At 72.7% G+C, this 19,406-nt stretch carries 12 protein-coding genes, 2 tRNA genes, 1 pseudogene and 1 riboswitch; of the genes and pseudogenes, 8 read left to right on the top strand and 7 right to left on the bottom strand.

Annotation, left to right across the window (positions count from 1 at the left end; translation table 11 throughout):
* Positions 1-105: 105 nt before the first annotated feature.
* Entirely contained in the window at positions 106-2,256 is a 2,151-nt protein-coding gene (locus IPZ69_RS29020) for an FG-GAP repeat domain-containing protein (protein WP_235457555.1), read from the top strand.
* A 136-nt stretch (positions 2,257-2,392) separates the two neighbouring features.
* A tRNA-Lys gene (locus IPZ69_RS29015) sits at positions 2,393-2,465 on the top strand.
* Between the two features lie 144 nt (positions 2,466-2,609).
* Here IPZ69_RS29015 and IPZ69_RS29010 read toward each other — a convergent pair.
* Together IPZ69_RS29010 and IPZ69_RS29005 are read right to left on the bottom strand one after the other, a co-directional pair.
* Positions 2,610-3,236 (bottom strand): GTP cyclohydrolase II, encoded by a 627-nt coding sequence (locus IPZ69_RS29010; protein WP_235457554.1) that lies wholly within the window; start codon positions 3,234-3,236, stop codon positions 2,610-2,612.
* 136 nt (positions 3,237-3,372) lie between these two features.
* Positions 3,373-3,894 (bottom strand): MarR family winged helix-turn-helix transcriptional regulator, encoded by a 522-nt coding sequence (locus tag IPZ69_RS29005; RefSeq protein WP_235457553.1) that lies wholly within the window; start codon positions 3,892-3,894, stop codon positions 3,373-3,375.
* Positions 3,895-3,970: 76 nt separating this feature from the next.
* On the opposite strand from IPZ69_RS29005, the gene IPZ69_RS29000 reads away from it, so the two are divergent.
* The 4 genes and pseudogenes from IPZ69_RS29000 (at position 3,971) to IPZ69_RS28985 (ending at position 7,601) form a co-directional block, all read left to right on the top strand.
* The gene (locus IPZ69_RS29000; protein ID WP_235457552.1) at positions 3,971-5,107 is read left to right on the top strand and encodes a dihydrofolate reductase family protein; all 1,137 of its coding nucleotides are present in this window, start codon (positions 3,971-3,973) and stop codon (positions 5,105-5,107) included.
* Positions 5,108-5,154: 47 nt separating this feature from the next.
* Positions 5,155-5,228, top strand: a tRNA-Met gene (locus tag IPZ69_RS28995).
* Positions 5,229-5,561: 333 nt separating this feature from the next.
* A riboswitch (cyclic di-AMP (ydaO/yuaA leader) is annotated at positions 5,562-5,719 on the top strand.
* Positions 5,720-5,728: 9 nt separating this feature from the next.
* Entirely contained in the window at positions 5,729-6,769 is a 1,041-nt protein-coding gene (locus IPZ69_RS28990; RefSeq protein WP_235457550.1) for a M23 family metallopeptidase, read from the top strand.
* 186 nt (positions 6,770-6,955) lie between these two features.
* Positions 6,956-7,601 (top strand): annotated as a pseudogene (locus IPZ69_RS28985) (aldo/keto reductase).
* A 46-nt stretch (positions 7,602-7,647) separates the two neighbouring features.
* Here IPZ69_RS28985 and IPZ69_RS28980 read toward each other — a convergent pair.
* The 4 genes from IPZ69_RS28980 to IPZ69_RS28965 all read right to left on the bottom strand — a co-directional run bounded on the left by IPZ69_RS28980 (position 7,648) and on the right by IPZ69_RS28965 (position 12,703).
* Complete coding sequence (locus tag IPZ69_RS28980; protein ID WP_235457549.1) at positions 7,648-8,970, bottom strand: PrsW family intramembrane metalloprotease; 1,323 nt, start codon at positions 8,968-8,970, stop codon at positions 7,648-7,650.
* Positions 8,971-8,996: 26 nt separating this feature from the next.
* A complete protein-coding gene (trmB, locus tag IPZ69_RS28975) occupies positions 8,997-9,815 on the bottom strand; it encodes a tRNA (guanosine(46)-N7)-methyltransferase TrmB (protein ID WP_235457548.1) in 819 nt (272 codons plus the stop codon).
* A gap of 70 nt (positions 9,816-9,885) precedes the next feature.
* Positions 9,886-11,103 (bottom strand): L-2-hydroxyglutarate oxidase, encoded by a 1,218-nt coding sequence (gene lhgO / locus IPZ69_RS28970; protein ID WP_235457547.1) that lies wholly within the window; start codon positions 11,101-11,103, stop codon positions 9,886-9,888.
* Between the two features lie 178 nt (positions 11,104-11,281).
* On the bottom strand, positions 11,282-12,703 hold the full coding sequence (locus tag IPZ69_RS28965) for an MFS transporter (RefSeq protein ID WP_235457546.1): 1,422 nt from the start codon (positions 12,701-12,703) through the stop codon (positions 11,282-11,284).
* Positions 12,704-13,396: 693 nt separating this feature from the next.
* Here IPZ69_RS28965 and IPZ69_RS28960 point away from each other — a divergent pair.
* Together IPZ69_RS28960 and IPZ69_RS28955 are read left to right on the top strand one after the other, a co-directional pair.
* Positions 13,397-15,481: an asparagine synthase-related protein gene (locus IPZ69_RS28960; protein ID WP_235457545.1), complete on the top strand. Its 2,085-nt coding sequence runs from the start codon at positions 13,397-13,399 to the stop codon at positions 15,479-15,481.
* A 194-nt stretch (positions 15,482-15,675) separates the two neighbouring features.
* On the top strand, positions 15,676-18,960 hold the full coding sequence (locus IPZ69_RS28955; protein ID WP_235457544.1) for a BTAD domain-containing putative transcriptional regulator: 3,285 nt from the start codon (positions 15,676-15,678) through the stop codon (positions 18,958-18,960).
* 22 nt (positions 18,961-18,982) lie between these two features.
* Here IPZ69_RS28955 and IPZ69_RS28950 read toward each other — a convergent pair.
* The coding region (locus IPZ69_RS28950) for an NPCBM/NEW2 domain-containing protein (RefSeq protein WP_235457543.1) at positions 18,983-19,406 on the bottom strand (424 nt) is incomplete at its 5' end.

Here is a 19,406-nt window from a genome sequence, read left to right as displayed (position 1 = left end):
ATGACGCTGTAGTGGTTGCTACGATCCGCCTGCTTGGCATGGACAGAGCGGGCGAGGGGGAATCGCCGCCGTCATGCCGTTCTTGCTTCCCTGGGGAGGGACCCTTTGACTCGGCGTGTACGCGCACGCTCTTTTGTGGTCCGGCGTGGCCGGATCGCCCTGACTCTCGCGAGCCTGGCCGCACTGGGCGCCGGCTCGCTGACCACCGCGGGCCCGGCGGCCGCGGACACCACCCCGACGCCGATCACGACGGACGGCGTGTGGGGCATCGACTACGCGGGCGGCTTTCTGACCAGCGTGGAGAACACCCCGAGCGGCTACCAGTGGGTGATCGGCCGGCAGATCTCCGCCGACGGCTCCACGGTGCTGGCCAAGACGTCGCGCGGTTACGCCGACGTGTACGCGGGCGGCAGCCACGTCCAGCGGGTGCCGTGCGACGCCGGCTCGCAGGGCTGCGTGCCGCTGCGCTCCTTCGGCAACACGTACACCGGCTACTTCATGGACGACGGCAGCGGCAAGCAGGTGGCACAGGTCCACCTGACCCAGAACTCGCTGAGCGGCACGGACGAGCCGACGGTCACCGGCGGCCGCTTCGTCGACGCCACCGGCCGCTACTACGTCTACCAGGCGTCCTCGACCGGCAAGCAGTACGTCGACGCGGTCCACTCCTACCGCACCGAGGACGTGCGGCTGACCCGGCGCATCACGGCCGCCTCCGTGTGGGGTTCGGCGCTGTGGACCCCGGGCTCGGGCAACGGGGTCGTGACCTCGTACGACCTGGAGTCGAAGAAGACGGTCGCGACCGTCTCCACCGGCGCTCCCTGCACGGTCAAGGAGCTTCAGGTCATCCGCCGCTGGATCTACTGGAACTGCGGCCCGACGGGCGCCGCGGGCGTGTACGACCGTACGGCGAAGAAGAACATCACGGTGCCCTCCGGCCCCGCCCTCGTCGGTGACGGCTACCTCGTCCGGCACGACCGGACGGCCGGCAAGCTGATGCTGACCGACTACCACTCCGGTACGGCCGCCGCCCCGCGCGCGATCGCCGACCTGCCGGCCGGGAGGACCGCCGACCAGCGGCGGCTGACCTGGACGGTGGACAAGCTCGGCGGCGACATCGCGTACGTCGGCGAGGACAAGTCGATCCGGATCGTGCAGAGCGGGGTGCCCACGCAGTCCCTGGCGAAGATCGAGTCGGACGTGGCTGGCGACTCGGTGGACGTGAGGGGCAACAACGGGGTCAACTACTGGGACAGCATCTGGCAGTTGAACAAGCCGGCGCACTGGACCTTCACCGTGAAGGACGCGCTGGGGCACACCGAGCGCACCCTCACCGGCAGCGGCGCGCACGTCGAGGTGAACTGGGACCTGAAGACGGACTCCGGCGCCTTCCCCTTCAACGGCCCCAAGACCTGGAGCCTGCGAGCCACGGCCGACGACGGTGGGGGCACGTACACCACGGGTGGCACACTGGCCTACAACGGCGGCCGTCAGGGGTTCCACGACCAGGGGTACTCCAGCAACGGCGAGTTGGTCACGCTCAACTCCTCGGGCGCTCTGACCCTGCACTACACCAAGGGCGACGGCACCTTCGGCCCCAAGTACTCCGGCTCCGGCTGGCCCGCCGGTACGGTGGCCGTCCCCTTCGGCGACATGGGCAAGGACCGGTGCGCCGAAATGCTGGTCCGCATGCCGAACGGCGAGTTGCGGCGCTACGCGGGCCGGTGCGGCTGGGAGTACACCCCCTCGAACAGCCACACCTCCCTCGGCACCGGCTGGAACGCGTACAACGTGCTCACCGCCCCCGGCGACCTGACCGGTGACGGCCGTACCGACCTGCTGGCGCGCAAGGCTTCGACCGGTGACGTCTATCTGTTCGCCAACGACGGCGCCGGGAAGCTGAAGGCGGGCGTCAAGATCCGGGCGTGGTCGGCGTACAAGAGGATCGTCGGCGCCGGCGACCTGAACGGCGACGGCTTCGGCGACGTCCTGGCGCTGGACAGGTCGGGCACGCTGTGGCGCTACGACGGCACCGGGGCGGGCCGGCTGACGGGGCGCGTGAAGGTCTTCTCCGGCTGGGGCGCGTCGTACAACGCGGTCGTCGGCGTCGGGGACATCACCGGTGACGGCAAGAACGACCTGGTCGCGCGGGACACCGCGGGCAACCTGTACCGCCAGACCGGCACCGGCAGGGGCTCGTTCTCGGCACGGGTGAAGATCGGGACGGGCTGGCAGAGCTACAGGGGCCTCTTCTAGTCAGCCCCGAACCGGCCGATCCCTGACGGTTCCTGCGCCGTTCCGGCCACTTCGCCACCCCCGACGCGGCCGCGTCCCCGATACCCGATCGGAGACGCGGCCGCGTCCGGCTATGCTCGGGGAGGCAACATCGCCTGGGCCCTTAGCTCAATTGGCAGAGCAGTGGACTTTTAATCCATTGGTTGTGGGTTCGAGTCCCACAGGGCCTACGGCTGCGGGGGAGGGTTCACCCCCTCTGACCTGCCACGCGGCGCTCGGGCCGGCTTCGGTCGGCTCGGGCGCCGTCTCATTTCGAGACGTCAGGAGTTCGCCGGCGCGCGCCGCGTCGTCGATTCGGGCCAACGCCTTCGGCGTCAGCCCGCGCTGAGCTCCGCCAGCGGCAGCGTGTGCTGGGTCTGCAGCACCTTCGCGCGCAGGTAGCGGACGTTGTGGGCGGTGGTGAACACGCCCGTCGGGACGCGGTCGCGGACCTCGATGCCCAGGTCGCGCAGTTGCTCGGCCTTGTCGGGGTTGTTGGAGAGCAGGTCGAGCCCGCCGATGCCCAGGGCGCCCAGCATCTGGGCGGCGGCCGTGTAGTCGCGGGCGTCCTCCGGCAGGCCGAGGGCGGCGTTCGCCTCGTACGTGTCGAGGCCCTGGTCCTGGAGGGCGTACGCGTCGAGCTTGTTGTAGAGGCCGATGCCGCGTCCCTCCTGGCGCAGGTACAGCAGCACGCCGCCGCGGTCGGCGATGCGCTCGACGGCCTCGCGCAGCTGCGGGCCGCAGTCGCAGCGGGCGGAGCCGAAGACGTCTCCGGTCAGGCACTCGGAGTGCAGGCGGACCAGCGGGACCGGGCCGGGGTCGCCGAGGACGACGGCCAGGTGCTCCTGGCCGTCCGTCAGGCCGTGGAAGGTCACGAGTTCGGCGTCGACGGCGTAGCCGTCCTGGAAGCGCAGCGGTACCCGGACACGGGCGCGCGGCGTGGCGGCGGGGAAGTCGGACATGCGGGTTCTCCGGGTTCCGTGACCTTGTGCTGCTTCAGGGACACCTGCTCAGGGCCTGTTTCAGATTTGAAGCAGATCCTCGGTTGTGGACCCTACCCCATGCTTTAAAGTTGAAGCAACAGGTTTGTGGTGGGGTTCATGAGCAGGGCGACGACGGTGCCGAGCGCCGCAGCCACGGCACATCGCCGGGCGGTTCGCCCGGATCCTCGCCCTGGAGCCCCTGCGCGACCCCCGTGAAGATCTCCTCCAGCTGCTCCACCTGCCGCGGGGTGAGCCGGTCGAACAGGAGGGCGCGGACCGTGTCGACATGCCCGGGCGCCGTGCGCTCCAGTACGGCCATCCCCTCGTCGGTCAGCGCGGCGACGCTGCCCCGCTTGTCCGAGGGGCAGCCCTCCCGCCGCACCAGCCCGTCCTTCTCCAGGCGTGCCACCGCGTACGTCAGCCGGCTGCGGGTGATCTTCGACCGCTCCGCGAGCTCGGTCATCCGCAGCCGGCGCTCCGGGCTCTCGGAGAGGTTGGCCAGGATGGAGTAGTACAGGTGGGGCATGCCGGCATCCTGCTGGAGCTGCCGGTCGATCGCGTCCTCCAGGAGGTGCGTCGCGGCGATGTACGCGCGCCAGGCGCGCTGCTCCTCGGGGGTGAGCCAGCGGGTCGTCATACCGCCAGTGTAAGTTTGTTTCAAACTTGAACCAAGCCCTTGTTTCTCACCGGCCTTCACCAGGGAGAGCGCGCCGATGCCGTACCCGTACGTCCTGCTGTCCGCCGCCGTCTCCCTCGACGGCCATCTGGACGACACCGGCCCCGAGCGGCTCCTCCTGTCCGGCCCGGCCGACTTCGACCGCGTCGACGAGGTGCGGGCCTCGGTCGACGCCATCCTCGTCGGCGCCGGCACGATCCGCGCGGACAACCCGCGCCTGCTGGTGTACTCGCCCGAGCGGCGGGCCGCCCGCGTCGCGGCCGGACAGCCGGAGTACCCCCTCAAGGTCACGGTCAGCGGCTCCGGCGACCTGGACCCGGACGCGAAGTTCTGGCACACCGGCGGCGACAAGGTCCTCTACACGACCGAGAAGGGCGCGGAGCGGGCCCGGGGGCTCGGCCTCGCGGCCGACGTCGTCCCGCTGGGCGCCGACCTCGACTGGCCGGCCCTGCTCACGCACCTGTACGAGGAGCGCGGCGTCCGGCGCCTGATGGTCGAGGGCGGCGGCACCGTCCACACCCAGCTGCTCCAGCAGGGCCTTGCCGACGAACTCCAGCTGGTCCTCGCGCCGTTGTTCGTCGGGGACCCGCGGGCACCCCGGCTGTTCGGACCGGGGAGCTACCAGGGCGGCCGGCTGCGGCTCGTGGAGACGCGCCGGATCGAGGACGTCGTCCTGATGCGCTACGAGCCGACCGCCCCCGGAACCGGGCCGTCGGTCACCGCGGCCGACCGGCACTGGATGCGGATCGCGTGCGAGCTGGCGGCGCTGTGCCCGCCCTCGGGGACGGCGTTCAGCGTGGGCGCGGTCGTGGTGGCCGCCGACGGGACGGAGCTGGCGCGCGGGTACTCGCGCGAGGGCGACGATCCCGTCGTGCACGCCGAGGAGGCGGCGCTGGCGAAGATCGACCCCGCCGACCCGAGGCTGCCCGCCGCCACCGTCTACAGCAGCCTGGAGCCCTGTGCCCGGCGCGCCTCGCGGCCCGCGCCCTGCGCCCGGCTCATCCTGCGAGCCGGGGTGCGGCGGGTCGTCACGGCCTGGCGGGAGCCGGACACCTTCGTGGCGGGCGCCGACGGGAGCGGGCTGCTCGCGGCCGAGGGTGTCGACGTCGTCGTACTGCCGGAATTCGAGGCCCGTGCCAAGGAGCCGAACCGTCATCTGCTGACCGGTGAATAAACCCTGGTGCTGGGCGTCCCGCGCATGGCGTATGCTGGTGTCACCGACGCGGGGTGGAGCAGCTCGGTAGCTCGCTGGGCTCATAACCCAGAGGTCGCAGGTTCAAATCCTGTCCCCGCTACTGAAGGCTCAGGGCCGGAATCCAGTTCATGGATTCCGGCCCTGAGTGTTTCCCGGCCCGGGTGTCCCCTCCTGGGCGCCTACCGGCCCGTTGTCACGAACAGTGATCGGACGGAAGCCCTCCGCATAGCAACTGACACACCGTCAAATGAGGGCGACCTTCCGGGTTCATGCTGGGGTGTGGTCAAGTCGCCCGATTTTCACCGCTCATGGAGGGGTAAGTCCCGCCTGAAATTCGTTAACGATCAAGAAGAAGAGCTTGGAATCTGGCCGCTGGGTCTATTAACGTTCGATAACGCAGCGCGGTCGTCCCAGCCGTCACAAGAGGCGGCTCCGTGCGCACGCGCCGAATCCCGCGAGGGAACCGGGGAACCACCACCTTGGGGTGAATCGCGCCAATGCCGCCGTGTAACCACGGCCGGTATACGCGCGTAGGAGACCTTCCTGCTCCGAACCCGTCAGCTAACCCGGTAGGCGGAGGAAGGAAAGGAGTACGCCCGAGTGGCGTCCAACCGGCCTGCCCCCACAGCCCCCTTCGTGCCGAGCCAGCGCACCGAGACCTTCGGCTACGACAGCTACCGCACCGACGAGGGCCCCTGGGAGGAGTGGAACCCCACCGAGGAGTCCCTCCCTCCGGTACGCGGCCGGCATCGGGTCTCCAAGCAGCGCGGCGGCGGACTCGCCCGCAGCTCCACGGTTCTGGGCGTCGGCGTCATAGCCGCCGTCGGCGCGGGCGGCATGGCCAGCGCCAACACCGGCAAGCCGCCGGTGTCCATCTCCATGCCCGACCTCCCCTCCGTCGGCTCCCTGCTCGGCGAGGACGACTCCTCCGCCCCGGCGCCCCAGGGCTCCGCGACCGCGCTCAGCAGCGTCGGCGTGACCTCCGCCGACACCGCCCAGGGCACGCACGACGCCGGTGAGGCGCTGCGCAACCGGATCATGGCCCAGGCCGAGAGGCAGCAGGGCCAGGTCGACACCAAGGCCGCTGCCGCCGCCGTGGCCGCCGCCGACAAGCAGGCCGCCGCCGTGGCCGCCAAGGCCGAGCAGGCCGCCGCCGCCAAGGCCGCCGCCGCCAAGGAGAAGGCGGAGGCCGAGGCGAAGCGGAAGGCCGAGGCCGAGCGCCTGGCCGCGCTGGCCAAGCAGTACACGCTGCCGACCTCCTCGTACACGATCACCTCGACCTTCGGTCAGGCCGGCGCCATGTGGTCCTCCGGCTACCACACGGGCCTCGACTTCGCCGCCCCCACGGGCACCCTGATCAAGGCCATCCACAGCGGCACGATCACCGAGGCGGGCTGGGCCGGCTCCTACGGCTACCGGACGATCCTCACCCTCGACGACGGCACCGAGCTGTGGTTCTGCCACCAGTCCTCGATCAGCGTCTCCGCCGGCCAGAAGGTCAGCACGGGCGACGTCATCGGCCGCGTCGGCGCCACCGGCAACGTCACCGGACCGCACCTCCACCTGGAGGTCCACCCCGGCGGCCAGGCCACCGGCATCGACCCGATGACGTGGCTGCGCGGCAAGGGCCTCACCCCCTGACCCTCCCCCCGGGGCACTGACGGGTCCCCGGCTCCTTCCCTCTCCGGTCTTTCCCCCTCCGGTCCCCGGCGGTCCTGACGACAACCCCCCGACGTCAGGACTGCCGGTCGGTGTTTGCGGGATCTTTGCGGTCGGTTCCCCCGTCTCGCGGAATCGGCCGGCCCGGAACTCTCGTTGATCCACGACATGACGTCCCTGCACAAGCTCGGCTCCTCCGACCTTGAGGTCTTCCCCCTCGCCCTGGGCGGCAACTTCGTCGACACCGCCGACTCTTACTCGGCGTGGGTCGAGGGCCACCGGGGCGGCGAGTCCGAGACGATCATCGGATGGGGGTCCCCCCTGCACGAACGAAGTTGAGAGCTTGGGGGAGGACCAAGGCGCGCGGCAACCGCTCCGACTCGACGAACTGGTGAGGGCGAGCAAAGCGGCACATCGGCGCCTCCAACATCTCGGCGGAGCGGCTCCAGGCGTCCCTGGACTTCTCGGACCGCGAGGGACTGGCCCGGTACGTGGCGCTCCAGCCCCACTACAACCTCGTCTCCCGCGACACCTACGAGGGCGCCCTACAGGACGTCGCCGCCCGCGCGGGAGGCACCGCCAAGCATCTCGCCACCGAGCGCGGCCGGAGGGTCCTCGTCCCCTGGACGAGATCGCCGCCGCCCACGACACCCCGGTCCCGACGGTGGCCCTGGCCTGGCCGGCCACCCGGCCGACGGTGACGGCCCCCATCGCCTCGGCCCGCACCACGGACCAGCTCCCGGCCCTGCTGGGGGTGGCCGGCCTGACCCTGACGGCCCAGGAACTGGACCGCCTGGCGGAGGCCTCGGCCTGACGGTGCTTCTGCCCGACGGCGGCTCCGGCCCGACGGCGGCCGACGGTCAGGTCCGATACGGGTTGTACGCGGGATAGGGCGCCGCCGGCCGGCCGTACGTGTGGCCGTGCCCGTGCCCGTACGGCACCGGCACCCCGTACACCGGCCGCGGCGGCGCGGCCGTCCGCGCCGCGTACTCCATGGCCGGTCGCGCGATCTGCCGCCGGTTCCACAACTCGGTCAGCAACTCCCGCTCCCGTACGACGTAGTCGGCCCCCGCCCGCCCGCGGCGCCCCCGGTGCCGCAGGAAGGCCAGCGACGTCGCGTAGGCCTCGTACTGCGCCACGGCCCGCGCCCCCGGCTTGCCGAGGTGGTGCCCGGCGTACTCCCGCGCCATCCGCCGCGCCCGCATCGAACCGAGCACGAACGGCTCGGAGAGCCCCAGCCAGCCGGCGAGCACATAGGCCGGCAACTCCTCCCGCACGGTCCGCAGCTCCCGCTGGCGCGTCCAGATCGCCAGCCAGGTCAGCACCCCGAACGCGGGCACCATGAACGCCCCGTACACGGCGAAGAAGCCGTACGGGCCGAAGGTCGAGGAGCCGTTCCAGAACGCGTGCATGCTCATCGCGAGCAGCAGCCCGCCCAGCGGCACCAGGACGCGCCGCGCACGCTGCCGGTCGGCGGAGAGTGCGGCGATACCGAAGCCGAGGCCGGTCATGACGGTGAAGAGGGGGTGCGCGAACGGCGACATGATCACGCGCACGAAGAAGGTGGCGGCGGTGACGGAGGCGATGCCGCGGCCGCCGTTGAGCTGGTCGGCCCCGAAGGCCGTGCCGAGATAGAGGATGTTCTCGGTGAAGGCGAACCCGGTGGCGGTGACCCCGGCTATCACCACGCCGTCGACGATGCCGGTGAAGTCCCGCCTGCGGAAGAGGAAGACCAGGAGCACGGCCGCCGCCTTGGCCGACTCCTCGACGATGGGCGCTATGACGGTGGCGCCCAGGGTGTCGGCGCTGCTCGGATCCGCGGTGGCCGTGGCTATCCACTTGGTGGCGAAGCTGTTGGCCACGATGGCTATCAGCGCCGCCGCGCAGGCGCCCCAGGCGAACGCGAACAGCAGGTTCCGCCAGGGCCCCGGCTCGACCTGGTCCAGCCAGCGGAAGGCGGCCACGAGCAGCGGCACGGGCAGCACGGCGAGCCCGATCCCGACCAGGAACCCCTCGGTGCCGGTCTGTTCGCGCACGAGCGCGAGGATGACGAGCCCGGAGAGCGCGAGCAGCGTGATGATCGCCGTATACCGCACCCCCTTGCGCTGCCACCAGCGCGGGTGGCGGAGCGCACTTTCGAAGGAGCCTGCGGGCGGCGTCGGGTACGGCGAGAAGGTGGCCACGGCATCGACCCTAACGAGGACTCCGGTTACTGCTGCTCCCGGTGCTGTACGCGACGGAAGAGCAGATCATTCACCACATGTCCTTTGTCCAGTCCCTGGCCCTCGAAACGGGTCAGCGGCCGGAAGCCGGGACGGGGCGCGAAACCGCCTTCGGGACAGGTGTTCTCGAAGTCCGGGTGCGCCGTCAGCACTTCCAGCATCTGCTCGGCGTACGGCTCCCAGTCGGTCGCGCAGTGCACGATCGCACCCGGCTTGAGCCGGGTGGCGGCCAGGCTGAGGAACTCCGGCTGGATGAGTCTCCGCTTGTGGTGCCGCTTCTTGGGCCACGGGTCGGGGAAGTAGACGCGCAGCCCGTCGAGCGAGTCGGGGCGCAGCATCTCCCGCAGCAGGATGATCGCGTCGCCGTTGCCCACGCGGACGTTGGACAGCCCGTGGTGATCGGCGAGGTTGAGCAGGTTGCCCTGTCCCGGGGTGTGCACGTCGACGGCGAGGATGTTGGTGCCGGGGTCCCCGGCGGCCATCGCGGCGGTGGCCTCGCCCATCCCGAAGCCGATCTCCAGCACGACGGGACCGTCGTTGCCGAACAGGTCGCCGAGATCGATCACCTGCTGACCGTCGATGTCCAGCCCCCACTTGGGCCACAGCCGCTGCAGGGCGTCCGCCTGCCCGGACGTCACCCGGCTGCGCCGCGGCTGGAAGCTCCGGATCCGTCGCTCGAAGTGCGAGCCGGCCGGATCGGCCTTGGGGCCGTCGGGAAAGCGCGGCTCGCCCTTGGCCCGGGTGTGCCGGACGGAGATGCCGGGGACGTGCCGGGGGGCGTCGGGGGTGTTCAGCGAGTCAGCCACAATGAGTCGATTTTACGGGGTGGGGGGCGGCGGACACGGACGCGGAGCGGTCCTCTTCCGGTCGCGCGCCTCACACCGACGACAGGACCGCCAGCGCTCTGCGGGCCACCTCCCTGCCGATCGGCAGCGAAGCCGTGGCCGCCGGCGACGGCGCGTTCAGCACGTGCACGGCCCGTGCTCCCTCCCGGATCAGGAAGTCGTCGACGAGTGTCCCGTCCCGCAGCACCGCCTGCGCCCGCACACCGGAGGCGGCCGGCACCAGGTCCTCCTCGCGCACCGCGGGCAACAGCCGGCGCACCGCCTCCGTGAAGGCTCCCCGCGACACGGAACGCCGCAGCTCACCGGCGCCGTACCGCCAGTGCCGCCCCGCCATCCGCCAGGCTCCCGGCCACGCCACGGTCCCGGCCAGTTCCCGGGGCCGTACGACGCCCCAGCCGTACCCCTCCCGTGCCAGCGCGGGCACGGCATTGGGTCCGATGTGCACGCCCCCGTCGATCCCGCGGGTCAGATGCACCCCGAGGAACGGGAACGCCGGATCCGGCACCGGATACACCAGCCCGCGCACCAGGTCGGGCCGGGCCAGCTCGTAGTACTCCCCGCGGAACGGCACGATCCGCATCCCGGGCTCGTCCCCGGTGAGCCGGGCCACCTCGTCGCAGTACAGCCCGGCGCAGTTCACCAGCACCTGCCCGCGCACGACGTCCCCGGCCGCCGTCAGCACGGCCACGCCGCGCTCCGGCCGCCGGTCCACCCGGACGACCTGCGACCCGTAGCGGATCTCCGCGCCGGACGCCTGGGCCAGCTGCCGGGCGACCGCCACGAAGTCGCACACACCCGTCGTCCCGACGTGTATGGCGGCGAGGCCGCGCACCTCCGGCTCGTACTCGCCGATCTGGGCGATCCCGAGCTCCCGCACCGGGATCCCGTTCTCCCGGCCGCGCTGCACGAGCGCGTGCAGGCGCGGCAGCTCGTCCCGCTCGGTGGCGACGATCAGCTTGCCGGTGACGGCGTGCGCGATGCCGTACTCGGCGCAGAACTTCACCATCTCGGCGGCGCCCCGCACCCCGTACCGCGCCTTCAGCGAGCCCGGCCGGTAGTAGATGCCGCTGTGGATGACGCCGCTGTTGCGACCCGTCTGGTGCCGGGCGGGGCCCGGCTCCTTCTCCAGCACGGTCACCCGCGTGCCCGGCGCGGCACGCGTGATCGCATACGCCGTCGACAGACCGACGATCCCGCCACCGATCACCAGCACGTCACAGTCGTACGCACCCTCTCGCACCTGCACCACCTCCCGGCATCGATAGTGCACTGCGCCACTGACAACGTCTTCAAACCCGGCGGGAGGGGCCGGCGCAGCCGTGGCCCCGAGGGGCGCGGGGAACTGCGCGACCAGCGACGGATCACCGCGGCCCCAGGACCACGGTGACCCGGCAGACGCCAAGGACCCGGCACCCCGAGCGGAGCGCCTACGCGGGAGCCAGCAGCGGGCGCGCCCGCTCCCGCAACTCCACCACACGAGGTTCGTCGCCGTACGGCTCCAGCCGGTGCAGCAGGTCCTTCACGTACTCGGTGGTGCGCGCCGACGATATGCGCCCGGCGACCTCCACGGCCCGTACGCCCTGCTCGCAGGCCGCGTCCAGGTTGCCCGACTCCAGTTCGGCGACCGCCGAGACGACCAGACGCAGCCCGTGCGAGCGCACGAACTCCTCCGTCGGCTTCGACAGCGCCTGCTCGGTGAAGCGTCGGACCTGGCGCGGTGCCTTCAGATCGCGGTAGCACTCCGCGGCGTCGGCGGCGAACCGGTCGTAGGAGTAGAAGCCGAGCCAGGACGGGTCGTTGTCCCCCTCCCGGGCCCGCTCCAGCCAGCCCTCGGCGGCCTTCAGGGCCGTGCCGGCCGCCTGTGCGTCACTGGCGCGTGCGTGCGCGCGTGCCTCGACCAGGCGGAAGAAGCTCATCGTGCGGGCGGTCGCCAGCCCCCGGTTGCGCTCCACCGCGGCCTGCGCGAGGTCGACGCCCTCGTCGCCGAAGCCCCGGTAGGTCGCCTGCAGGGACATGGACGCCAGGACGTAGCCCCCGAGGGGGACGTCGGCGGCCGCACGCGCGAGGCGCAGCGCTTGGATGTAGTACCGCTGCGCCGCCTCCTGCTGGCCGGTGTCGAAGGCCATCCAGCCCGCGAGCCGGGTGAGTTCGGCGGAGGCCCCGAACAGGGCGCGGCCGACCTCGTCGGAGTACGAGCCGAGCAGCAGCGGTGCCGCCTCCACCCGCAGGCACTCGGGCACCATCGACGAACGCCAGTCGCCGCCTCCGTATTTGGAGTCCCAGCGCCTGGCGTCCTCCGCGGCCTCCCGCAGCTTCTGCACATCGCTGTGGCCGACTTTGATCGGTGCCCCGGAGCCCTCGGAAGGGTTCGCGTCCCGTGCCACCGAGCTGTCGGCGGGGGTTATCAGCCACCGTGAGGCGGGCGTTGCGTATGCGCTCACCGCGAACGATCCGGCGAGCGACTGCCAGATGCCGCCGGAGCCGGCCCGGCGTCCGGCGAGGTCGAGACGGTACAACTCCGTCGCCGACCGCACCGCCTGTCCGACGTCTCTGGGGAAGGCGAGACCCACTTCCGGCGCGGGATCCGCGTCCGCCAGGCCGATCTCGTGGAGCGGCACCGGGCGGCCGAGCTTCTGGCCTATCGCGGCGGCGATGAGGTGCGGCGCGGCGCCCTGCGGCACCATGCCCTTCGACACCCAGCGCGCCACCGACGTCTTGTCGTAGCGAAGTGTCAACCCGCGTTGAGCGCCAAGATCGTTGACGCGTCGCGCGAGTCCTGCGTTGCTGATTCCCGCGAGGGCGAGAACGGCGCCGAGCTTTTCGTTCGGCCCGCGTTGCTCCCTGGACATGCGCCACCCCTCGACACAGACGGCTGCCGCGCTGGCATAACCACGCGGCATTCGTAAACCCAGCGTAGTTCGCCGGATCCCAAGCGTTAAGGGGCATTGTTCCGGTTGGCGGGATTGTGGTCCGTGCCGGACGTCCCGCCCTGTACGCACCGTGCACGGCACCCCGTGGCGTGCCCCCGTTGTGTGGCCGTGCGCCCGTCCGTGCGCTCTTCTCCGGCCACCGGGGGAGCGATTCCATGGCTCTTGCGTGGGTCGGCCCGCTGTACTGGATCCAGCGGGCTGGGGGACACCGCCACCTTCATCCCCGCGGGTGGCGGACCGGTCCGGGAGGCGATGCCCGCCTCCCGGACTGTGCGCTGTCCGCGCGGTGCGCGGACCCTGTACGGAGCGTGTGCAAACCTGTTCCCGCGTCGCCGATTTGGCTGAAAATCGACCCCCCTTCTCGCGGGCGATTACCGCTCCTACCACGGGAGTTGAGGGCGCTAAGGGCGTTTTTGGGGAGCGTTTCGGGGGCGCATTCGAGTCGCAGTTCCCTTGCGTCGTACGGGGGTTCGCTTCCGTGCGAGCGGGCGCGCGTCGGCGCGTTCCCCGCATCGAAGGCGGCGCCGCCGCCCCTCCGGGGCGCGTTCTTCATGGCAGCATGGTGAACCGTTCGTACCGTGCAGTGGTTGTCCACAGCCTGTGGAGGCGTCGATGCGGTGGTTGGTGGGATGGAGCAGCGCCGCCGCCGGTGCCGCCACGATCGGCTCCGCCGGCGCCACCGGATACGACGGCGAGACCGTGCACCCGGTCGGCTCCCAACTCCTGTGGGGCGATCCCGATCCGCTGTGGGCGGTCGGCGACTGGCGTCCCGACGAGGTCCGCGTGGTGCGGGCCGACGCGCAGAACCGCATCGCCGTCCTCGGCACCTGCGGCGCCTCCGACGAGGAACTGCGGCTCGGCCTCTTCACCGCGCGTGGGGGCGCACTTCGGCATCTGACGGCCTGGTCCGGCAGCTACACGGCCGTCGTGCAGGTGGGCCGCCGGATCACCGTCTGCGGCGATCTGGCAGGTGCCCGCCCGGTTTTCCACACCCCGTGGGCGGGCGGCACGGCCTATGCGACCGCCGCGCTCCCCCTCGCCGACCTGATCGAGGCCAACCTCGACTTCGGCCATCTCGCGGCCCTGCTCGCCGCCCCGGACGTACCGGCCGCACTGCACGACTCGACCCCCTACGACGGCGTACGACGCGTCCCGCCGGGCCACGCGCTGATCCTGCGCAACGGAGCCCGCGAGATCGCCGGGTACGAGCCGGTCGCCTCCCTCGCGGTGGCGGCGCCCACGGCCGACCCGGACCGTGCCGTGGACGCCGTCCGGGACGCGCTGGTGGAGGCGGTACGCGCCCGCCTGTCCGCGCCCCGGCACGTCCCCGGCACCGACATCGACCCCGGCCCGGTGCCCGGCATGGGCCCGGCCGAACGGCGTGCCGCGCGCGGGATGCCCGTGGCCGGCATCGGGGCCGACCTGTCCGGGGGGCCCGCCTCGGGGACGCTGGCCCTGCTGGCCGCGGGCCTCCCCGGTATGCCCGGCATGCCCCTGGGGCACGGCACCGGCGCCGGCGAGCGGCTGCTGGCCGTCACCTTCAACGACCTGGCCGTCGGCGGCCGCGAGGCCGAGCTGGAGCGGGCGGGTGCGCTCGCCGCCAACCCCCGCCTGCACCACGTCGTGGTGACCGGCGCCGAGGAGGTGCTCCCGTACGCCGACCTGGACGGCCCGCTGACGGACGAACCGGGACCGTCCCTCATCTCGGCGGCCCGCCACCGCGCCCGGCTGGCCTCCGGCAGCGCGGACCACTTCACCGGCTACGGCGCCCGCCAGGTCCTGGACGCCCACCCGGCCCGCCTCGCGGACCTGCTCATGGACCGCAAGCGGCGCCACCTGGTGCGCCCGGTCGCGGCCCTGGCCAAGGCGGACGGCTCGGTGATGGTCCCCGCGCGCGTGTACGGCGCGGCACGGCGGCTGGCACGGACGCCGTACCGGGCGGGCCTGGAAGTGCTGGCCGAACGGCTGCTGCGCCGCCGCTTCGACGAACCCGGAGGCGCGGTGGGCGCGTCCCTCGCGGCCCTCACCTGGGCCAGACCGGGGCCGGCGGCCCGCTGGCTGACCGGGGAAGCACTGGCTGAAGTATCGGTTCTTCTCCAGGGGTCGGCGAACCGCTCCGGAGTCGGCCCCGGCCAGCGTCCCGGCGACTATCGCGCGCGTGCCGCGCTGGCCCGGTACGCGGCGGACATCCGGATCCTGGAACAGGCGGCCGAGATCCGCTCCCAGCGGCTGCACGCCCCGTTCCTCGACAACCAGGTCGTCCGCGCCTGCCGTGCCCTTCCCGAGGCCCTGCGCGTCCAGCCCGGCGCCCGCGCCGCCATCCTCCGTACGGTCCTGGAGGGCGCCGGCATCACCGACCTGCCGCCCGGCTGGGGCGCCCCCTCCCACGCCTCCTCGGCGGTCGCCACCCGCACCGGGCTGCGCGTCGCCGCCGACTCCCTCGTCTCCCTGTTCACCACACCGCTGCTCGCCGAGGCCGGCCTGATCGAGGCCCGGGTGGTCCGCAAGGCGCTGCGCGGCGCGGCGGCCGGCGAACCACTGCCCCTGGACGGCCTCGCGGACCTCGTCTCCCTGGAACTCTGGCTCCGCCGCCTCCTGGCCCGCCGGGGCACCTGCTGGACCGGAACCCCGGCACGCGCGCGTGCGGTCCCCGCGGGCATCACCCCGAGAAGGGGCGCGCTGGCGTCCGGCGCGTGAGCGTCGCCCTGGGGAGAGGCCAACGGGCCGCGCTACGGGTTGTCGAGGGGGTGTCGGGGGTTTCGCCCCGAGCCCGGCCCCGGTGGTTCCCCGGCCTCCGCACCGGACGCCGCTCCGGCGACGCCCGGAGCCTCACGCCGCACCCGGATCCGAAACCCGGTGCCCCGCCCCCACGCCCCGGTGACAATGACCCGGTGCGGTTCAGAATTCTGGGTGTGACCCAAGCGGCGGACGATCAGGGCGCCCCCATGGCCATCGGCGGCCCCCGTCTGCGCTCGCTGCTCGCCGCGCTCGCCCTGCGCCCCGGCCGCACCCACACCCCCGAGGCCCTGATCGACGAGGTCTGGGCGGACGACCCGCCGCAGGACGCCCCGGCCGCCCTCCAGGCCCTGGTCGGCCGGCTCCGCCGTACCGTCGGCCGGGACACCGTCGCCTCCACCCCCGGCGGCTACCGCCTCGAAGCGACCGAGGACGACGTCGACCTGTACGTCTTCGAGCGGCTGGTCCGCGCCGGCACCGCCGCCCTCCACCGCGGCGACCCGGCCACCGCCGCCCGCACCCTCACCGAGGCCCTCGCGCTCTGGCACGGCCCCGCCCTGGCCGACCTCCCCGACCGCACCGCCGCGACCCGCCCGGAGGCGCTGCGCCAGGAGGCGACCCGCGCCCGCGCCGAGGCCGCCCTCCGCCTGGGGCGCGCCCAGGACGTCGTACCGGAGCTGAGGGAGCTGACCACAACCCACCCGTACGACGAACCGCTGCACGCCCTCCTCATCCGCGCCCTGCGCGACAGCGGCCGCCCCGCCGACGCCCTCGCCGCGTACGAGACGGCCCGCCGCACCCTCGCCGACGGCCTGGGCGCCGACCCGGGCCCGGAACTTCGAGCACTGCACACGGAGTTGCTCACGCAGGAGGCTCCGGCGCCCGCCGCCCCGATCCAGCCCCGGGAACGGACCGGCAACCTCCGCCCCCGCCTCACCTCCTTCGTCGGGCGGGAACCGGAGCTCGAAGCCATTCGTTCCGAAGTGGACAGGGCCCGCCTCGTCACCCTCACCGGACCGGGCGGCTCGGGAAAGACCCGCCTCGCCGAGGAAGCCGCCGCCGGCCTCCCGCAGGCATGGCTCGTCGAACTCGCCCCGCTCGACCGACCCGAGGCGGTGCCCGGCGCGGTGGTCAGCGCGCTCGGTCTGCGCGAGACCGTGCTCATGACCAACGACCTGGTCAGCACCCAGGGCGACCCGCTCGCCCTGCTCGTCGAGTACTGCGCGCCGCGCAGCCAACTCCTGATCCTCGACAACTGCGAACACGTCATCGGCGCGGCCGCCGACCTCGCCGAGACCCTGCTCACCCGCTGCCCGGACCTCACGATCCTCGCCACCAGCCGCGAACCCCTGGGCGTCCCCGGCGAGTCGGTGCGCCCGGTCGAGCCCCTCGTCCCCGAGCAGGCGCATCGCCTCTTCGCCGAGCGCGCGGCGGCCGTCCGCCCCGACGCCGACGCCGCGCTCCGGGACACCGAGGCGGTCGACGAGATCTGCCGACGCCTCGACGGCCTGCCCCTGGCCATCGAACTGGCGGCGGCCCGGCTGCGCCTGCTCACCCCCCGGCAGATCGCCGACCGCCTCGACGACCGCTTCCGCCTGCTCACCTCCGGAAGCCGCACGGTCCTGCCCCGCCAGCAGACCCTGCGTGCCGTCGTCGACTGGTCCTGGGAACTGCTCGACGAGCGCGAGCGGACGGTCCTGTGCGAGGTGTCGGTGTTCGCCGGCGGCTGGGACCTCGCGGCGGCGGAGGCCGTCTGCACCGGACCCGCCGCCGACCTCGTCGGCGCGCTCGTCGACAAGTCCCTGATCGTCGCCGACCCGGCCGGTCCCGACGGCTCCGCGGGCATGCGATACCGCATGCTGGAGACCATCCACGAGTACGCCACCGAGCGCGCCGCCGAGGTCCCCGGCCTGCGCGCGGCGGCCGAGCGGCGGCACCGCGCGTGGGTGCGCGCACTGGTCGAGCGGGCGGATCCGCTGCTCAGGTCCGAGGCGCAACTGCCGTGGATCTCCCGCCTGGAGACCGAACTGGACAACATCCGCGCGGCCCTCGACCGCGCGCTGTCCGACGGCGACGAGGAGGAGACGGGCGCGATAGTCCTCGCCGTCGGCTGGTTCTGGTGGCTGCGGAACTACCGTCGGGAGGGCGTGGAATGGGTGCGGGCGGCGCTGCGCCTGGGCGTCGCCCTGGACACCCTGCCCGAGGGCGCCCCGGCCGCCGTCCGGCACCGGCTCGCCGCCGAGGCCGACCCGGTGGGCGCCTTTCTCGCCGCCCCCGACGCGGAGGCGGGACATCCGCTGCACGGCCGGCGCACCGACCTCCGCATGCTCGACATGTTCCTGACCGCCGAGTCCGGTGCCCCGGACCTGATGACGGACGAGCGGGGACCGCGGTACATCGCGCGCGTGCGGGCCGCGTACGAGGGAGGCGGACCGCAGGCCGCCCGGCTGCCGGGCCTCATCTGGCCGCTGACCGCCTACTACCTGGGCGGTCCCGGGGAGGTGGGACCCGACATGCACGCGTCGCTCGCGAACTGCCGTGCCTACGGCGGCGACTGGGAGATCGGCGTCGCCCTCATGTACCGCGCCCACATGAGTGTCGACTCCCCGGGCAACCTGCGCGGCGTCGACGAGGACCTGGCGGAGCTGCGGGTGCTCAGCAAGCGGGTGGGGGACCGCTGGATGCGGGCCCAGGTGTGCAGCGCGGCCGGCGAGGCGGCCATGGCACGCGGCCTGTTCGAGGAGGCCGGGCGCGAGTACGAGGAGGCGCTGCGGCTCGCCTACGAGGTGGGCGCGTACGCCGAGTCGCCGTTCCTGATGGCGCGGCTCGCCGAGATCGCCTACCGCTCGGGCGACCGGGCGGGCGCGCTGGCCGCCCTGGACGAGGCGAGCGCGGCCGCCGACCGGTACGGCGTACCGGAGTCCAGGGCGTTCGTACTGATGCTGCGGGCGCACATCGCCCAGCACGACGGCGACCTGGCACGCGCGCGTGAGCTGTTCGAGGAGACCCGCGCCGCGGCGGCGAGCGGGACCCCGCCGCCTCAGTTCACGGCGGCGATGCGCATGGTCGAGGCCCTGGTCACGGCGGGTGAGTCCGGTCCGGGGAAGGGGTTGCCGATCATCGCCGAGGCGTTGCGCGAGGCCGTGGAGCGGCACTGCGCCGAAATGGTCGTCGCGTCACTGGTGGACGTCGCGGCCGACCTGCTGGCCCGGCTCGGCGACCTGGCGGGCGCGGTACGGCTGTTCGCCACCGCCGACCACTGGCGGGACGGCCATCCCCGCCCCGAACCGGAGCGCTCCGGCGCCGAACGCATCGACGTCACGGCCCGCGCGGAGCTGTCCCCGGACCAGTACGCGGCCGAGCGCGCCCGGGGAGCGTCCTACGGCGTGGACGACGTGCTGCGCGTGCTGGACCGCGCGCCCACTGCCGCCGGCGGCTGATCCTCTACCGGCGGCTGATCCTCTACCGGCAGGTGAACCGTGACTCCGCCCAGTCCGCGAGCGCCGCCGAGTCGAGGACGTTGCTGTGCGGTTCCACCACCAGCCGGACGGTCCTGTGCCCGATCAAGTTCACATGGACGGGGATCGCCGGGTCCCCGCCCTTGACCGTCCCGGACTTCCACAGCCGCGTCCCGTCCGCGTAGACGGAGAAGGAGACCTTGCCGAGCCGCAGGGTCAGGTCGTCGACGCCGACCATCGCGTCGTACGCGGAGCACGGGCGGTTGAGGTCGATCGTGACGGAGGAGCTGCCGTGCACGGTCACCCCGCGCGCGTACCGCCGGCCGTCGATCGAGAGGCCGTAGCGCCGCCACACCCAGCTGCTCTCCGTCAGCCGCATCTCGGGCTTGGTGCCGTCGCCGACGATGTCGTACCGCAGATCGCTCCAC

The organism is Streptomyces olivochromogenes (assembly GCF_021538895.1).
GTDB lineage: Bacteria > Actinomycetota > Actinomycetes > Streptomycetales > Streptomycetaceae > Streptomyces > Streptomyces olivochromogenes_A.
The sequence above is the reverse complement of the archived record's forward strand: the minus strand, read 5'-3'. Positions and strand labels throughout refer to the sequence as shown.

Coding starts and splice junctions, on each gene's coding strand:
- IPZ69_RS29010 (WP_235457554.1), bottom strand. CDS start 3,236: ATGTCCGACTTCCCCGCCGCCACGCCGCGCGCCCGTGTCCGGGTACCG.
- IPZ69_RS29005 (WP_235457553.1), bottom strand. CDS start 3,894: ATGACGACCCGCTGGCTCACCCCCGAGGAGCAGCGCGCCTGGCGCGCG.
- IPZ69_RS29000 (WP_235457552.1), top strand. CDS start 3,971: ATGCCGTACCCGTACGTCCTGCTGTCCGCCGCCGTCTCCCTCGACGGC.
- IPZ69_RS28965 (WP_235457546.1), bottom strand. CDS start 12,703: ATGTCCAGGGAGCAACGCGGGCCGAACGAAAAGCTCGGCGCCGTTCTC.
- IPZ69_RS28960 (WP_235457545.1), top strand. CDS start 13,397: ATGCGGTGGTTGGTGGGATGGAGCAGCGCCGCCGCCGGTGCCGCCACG.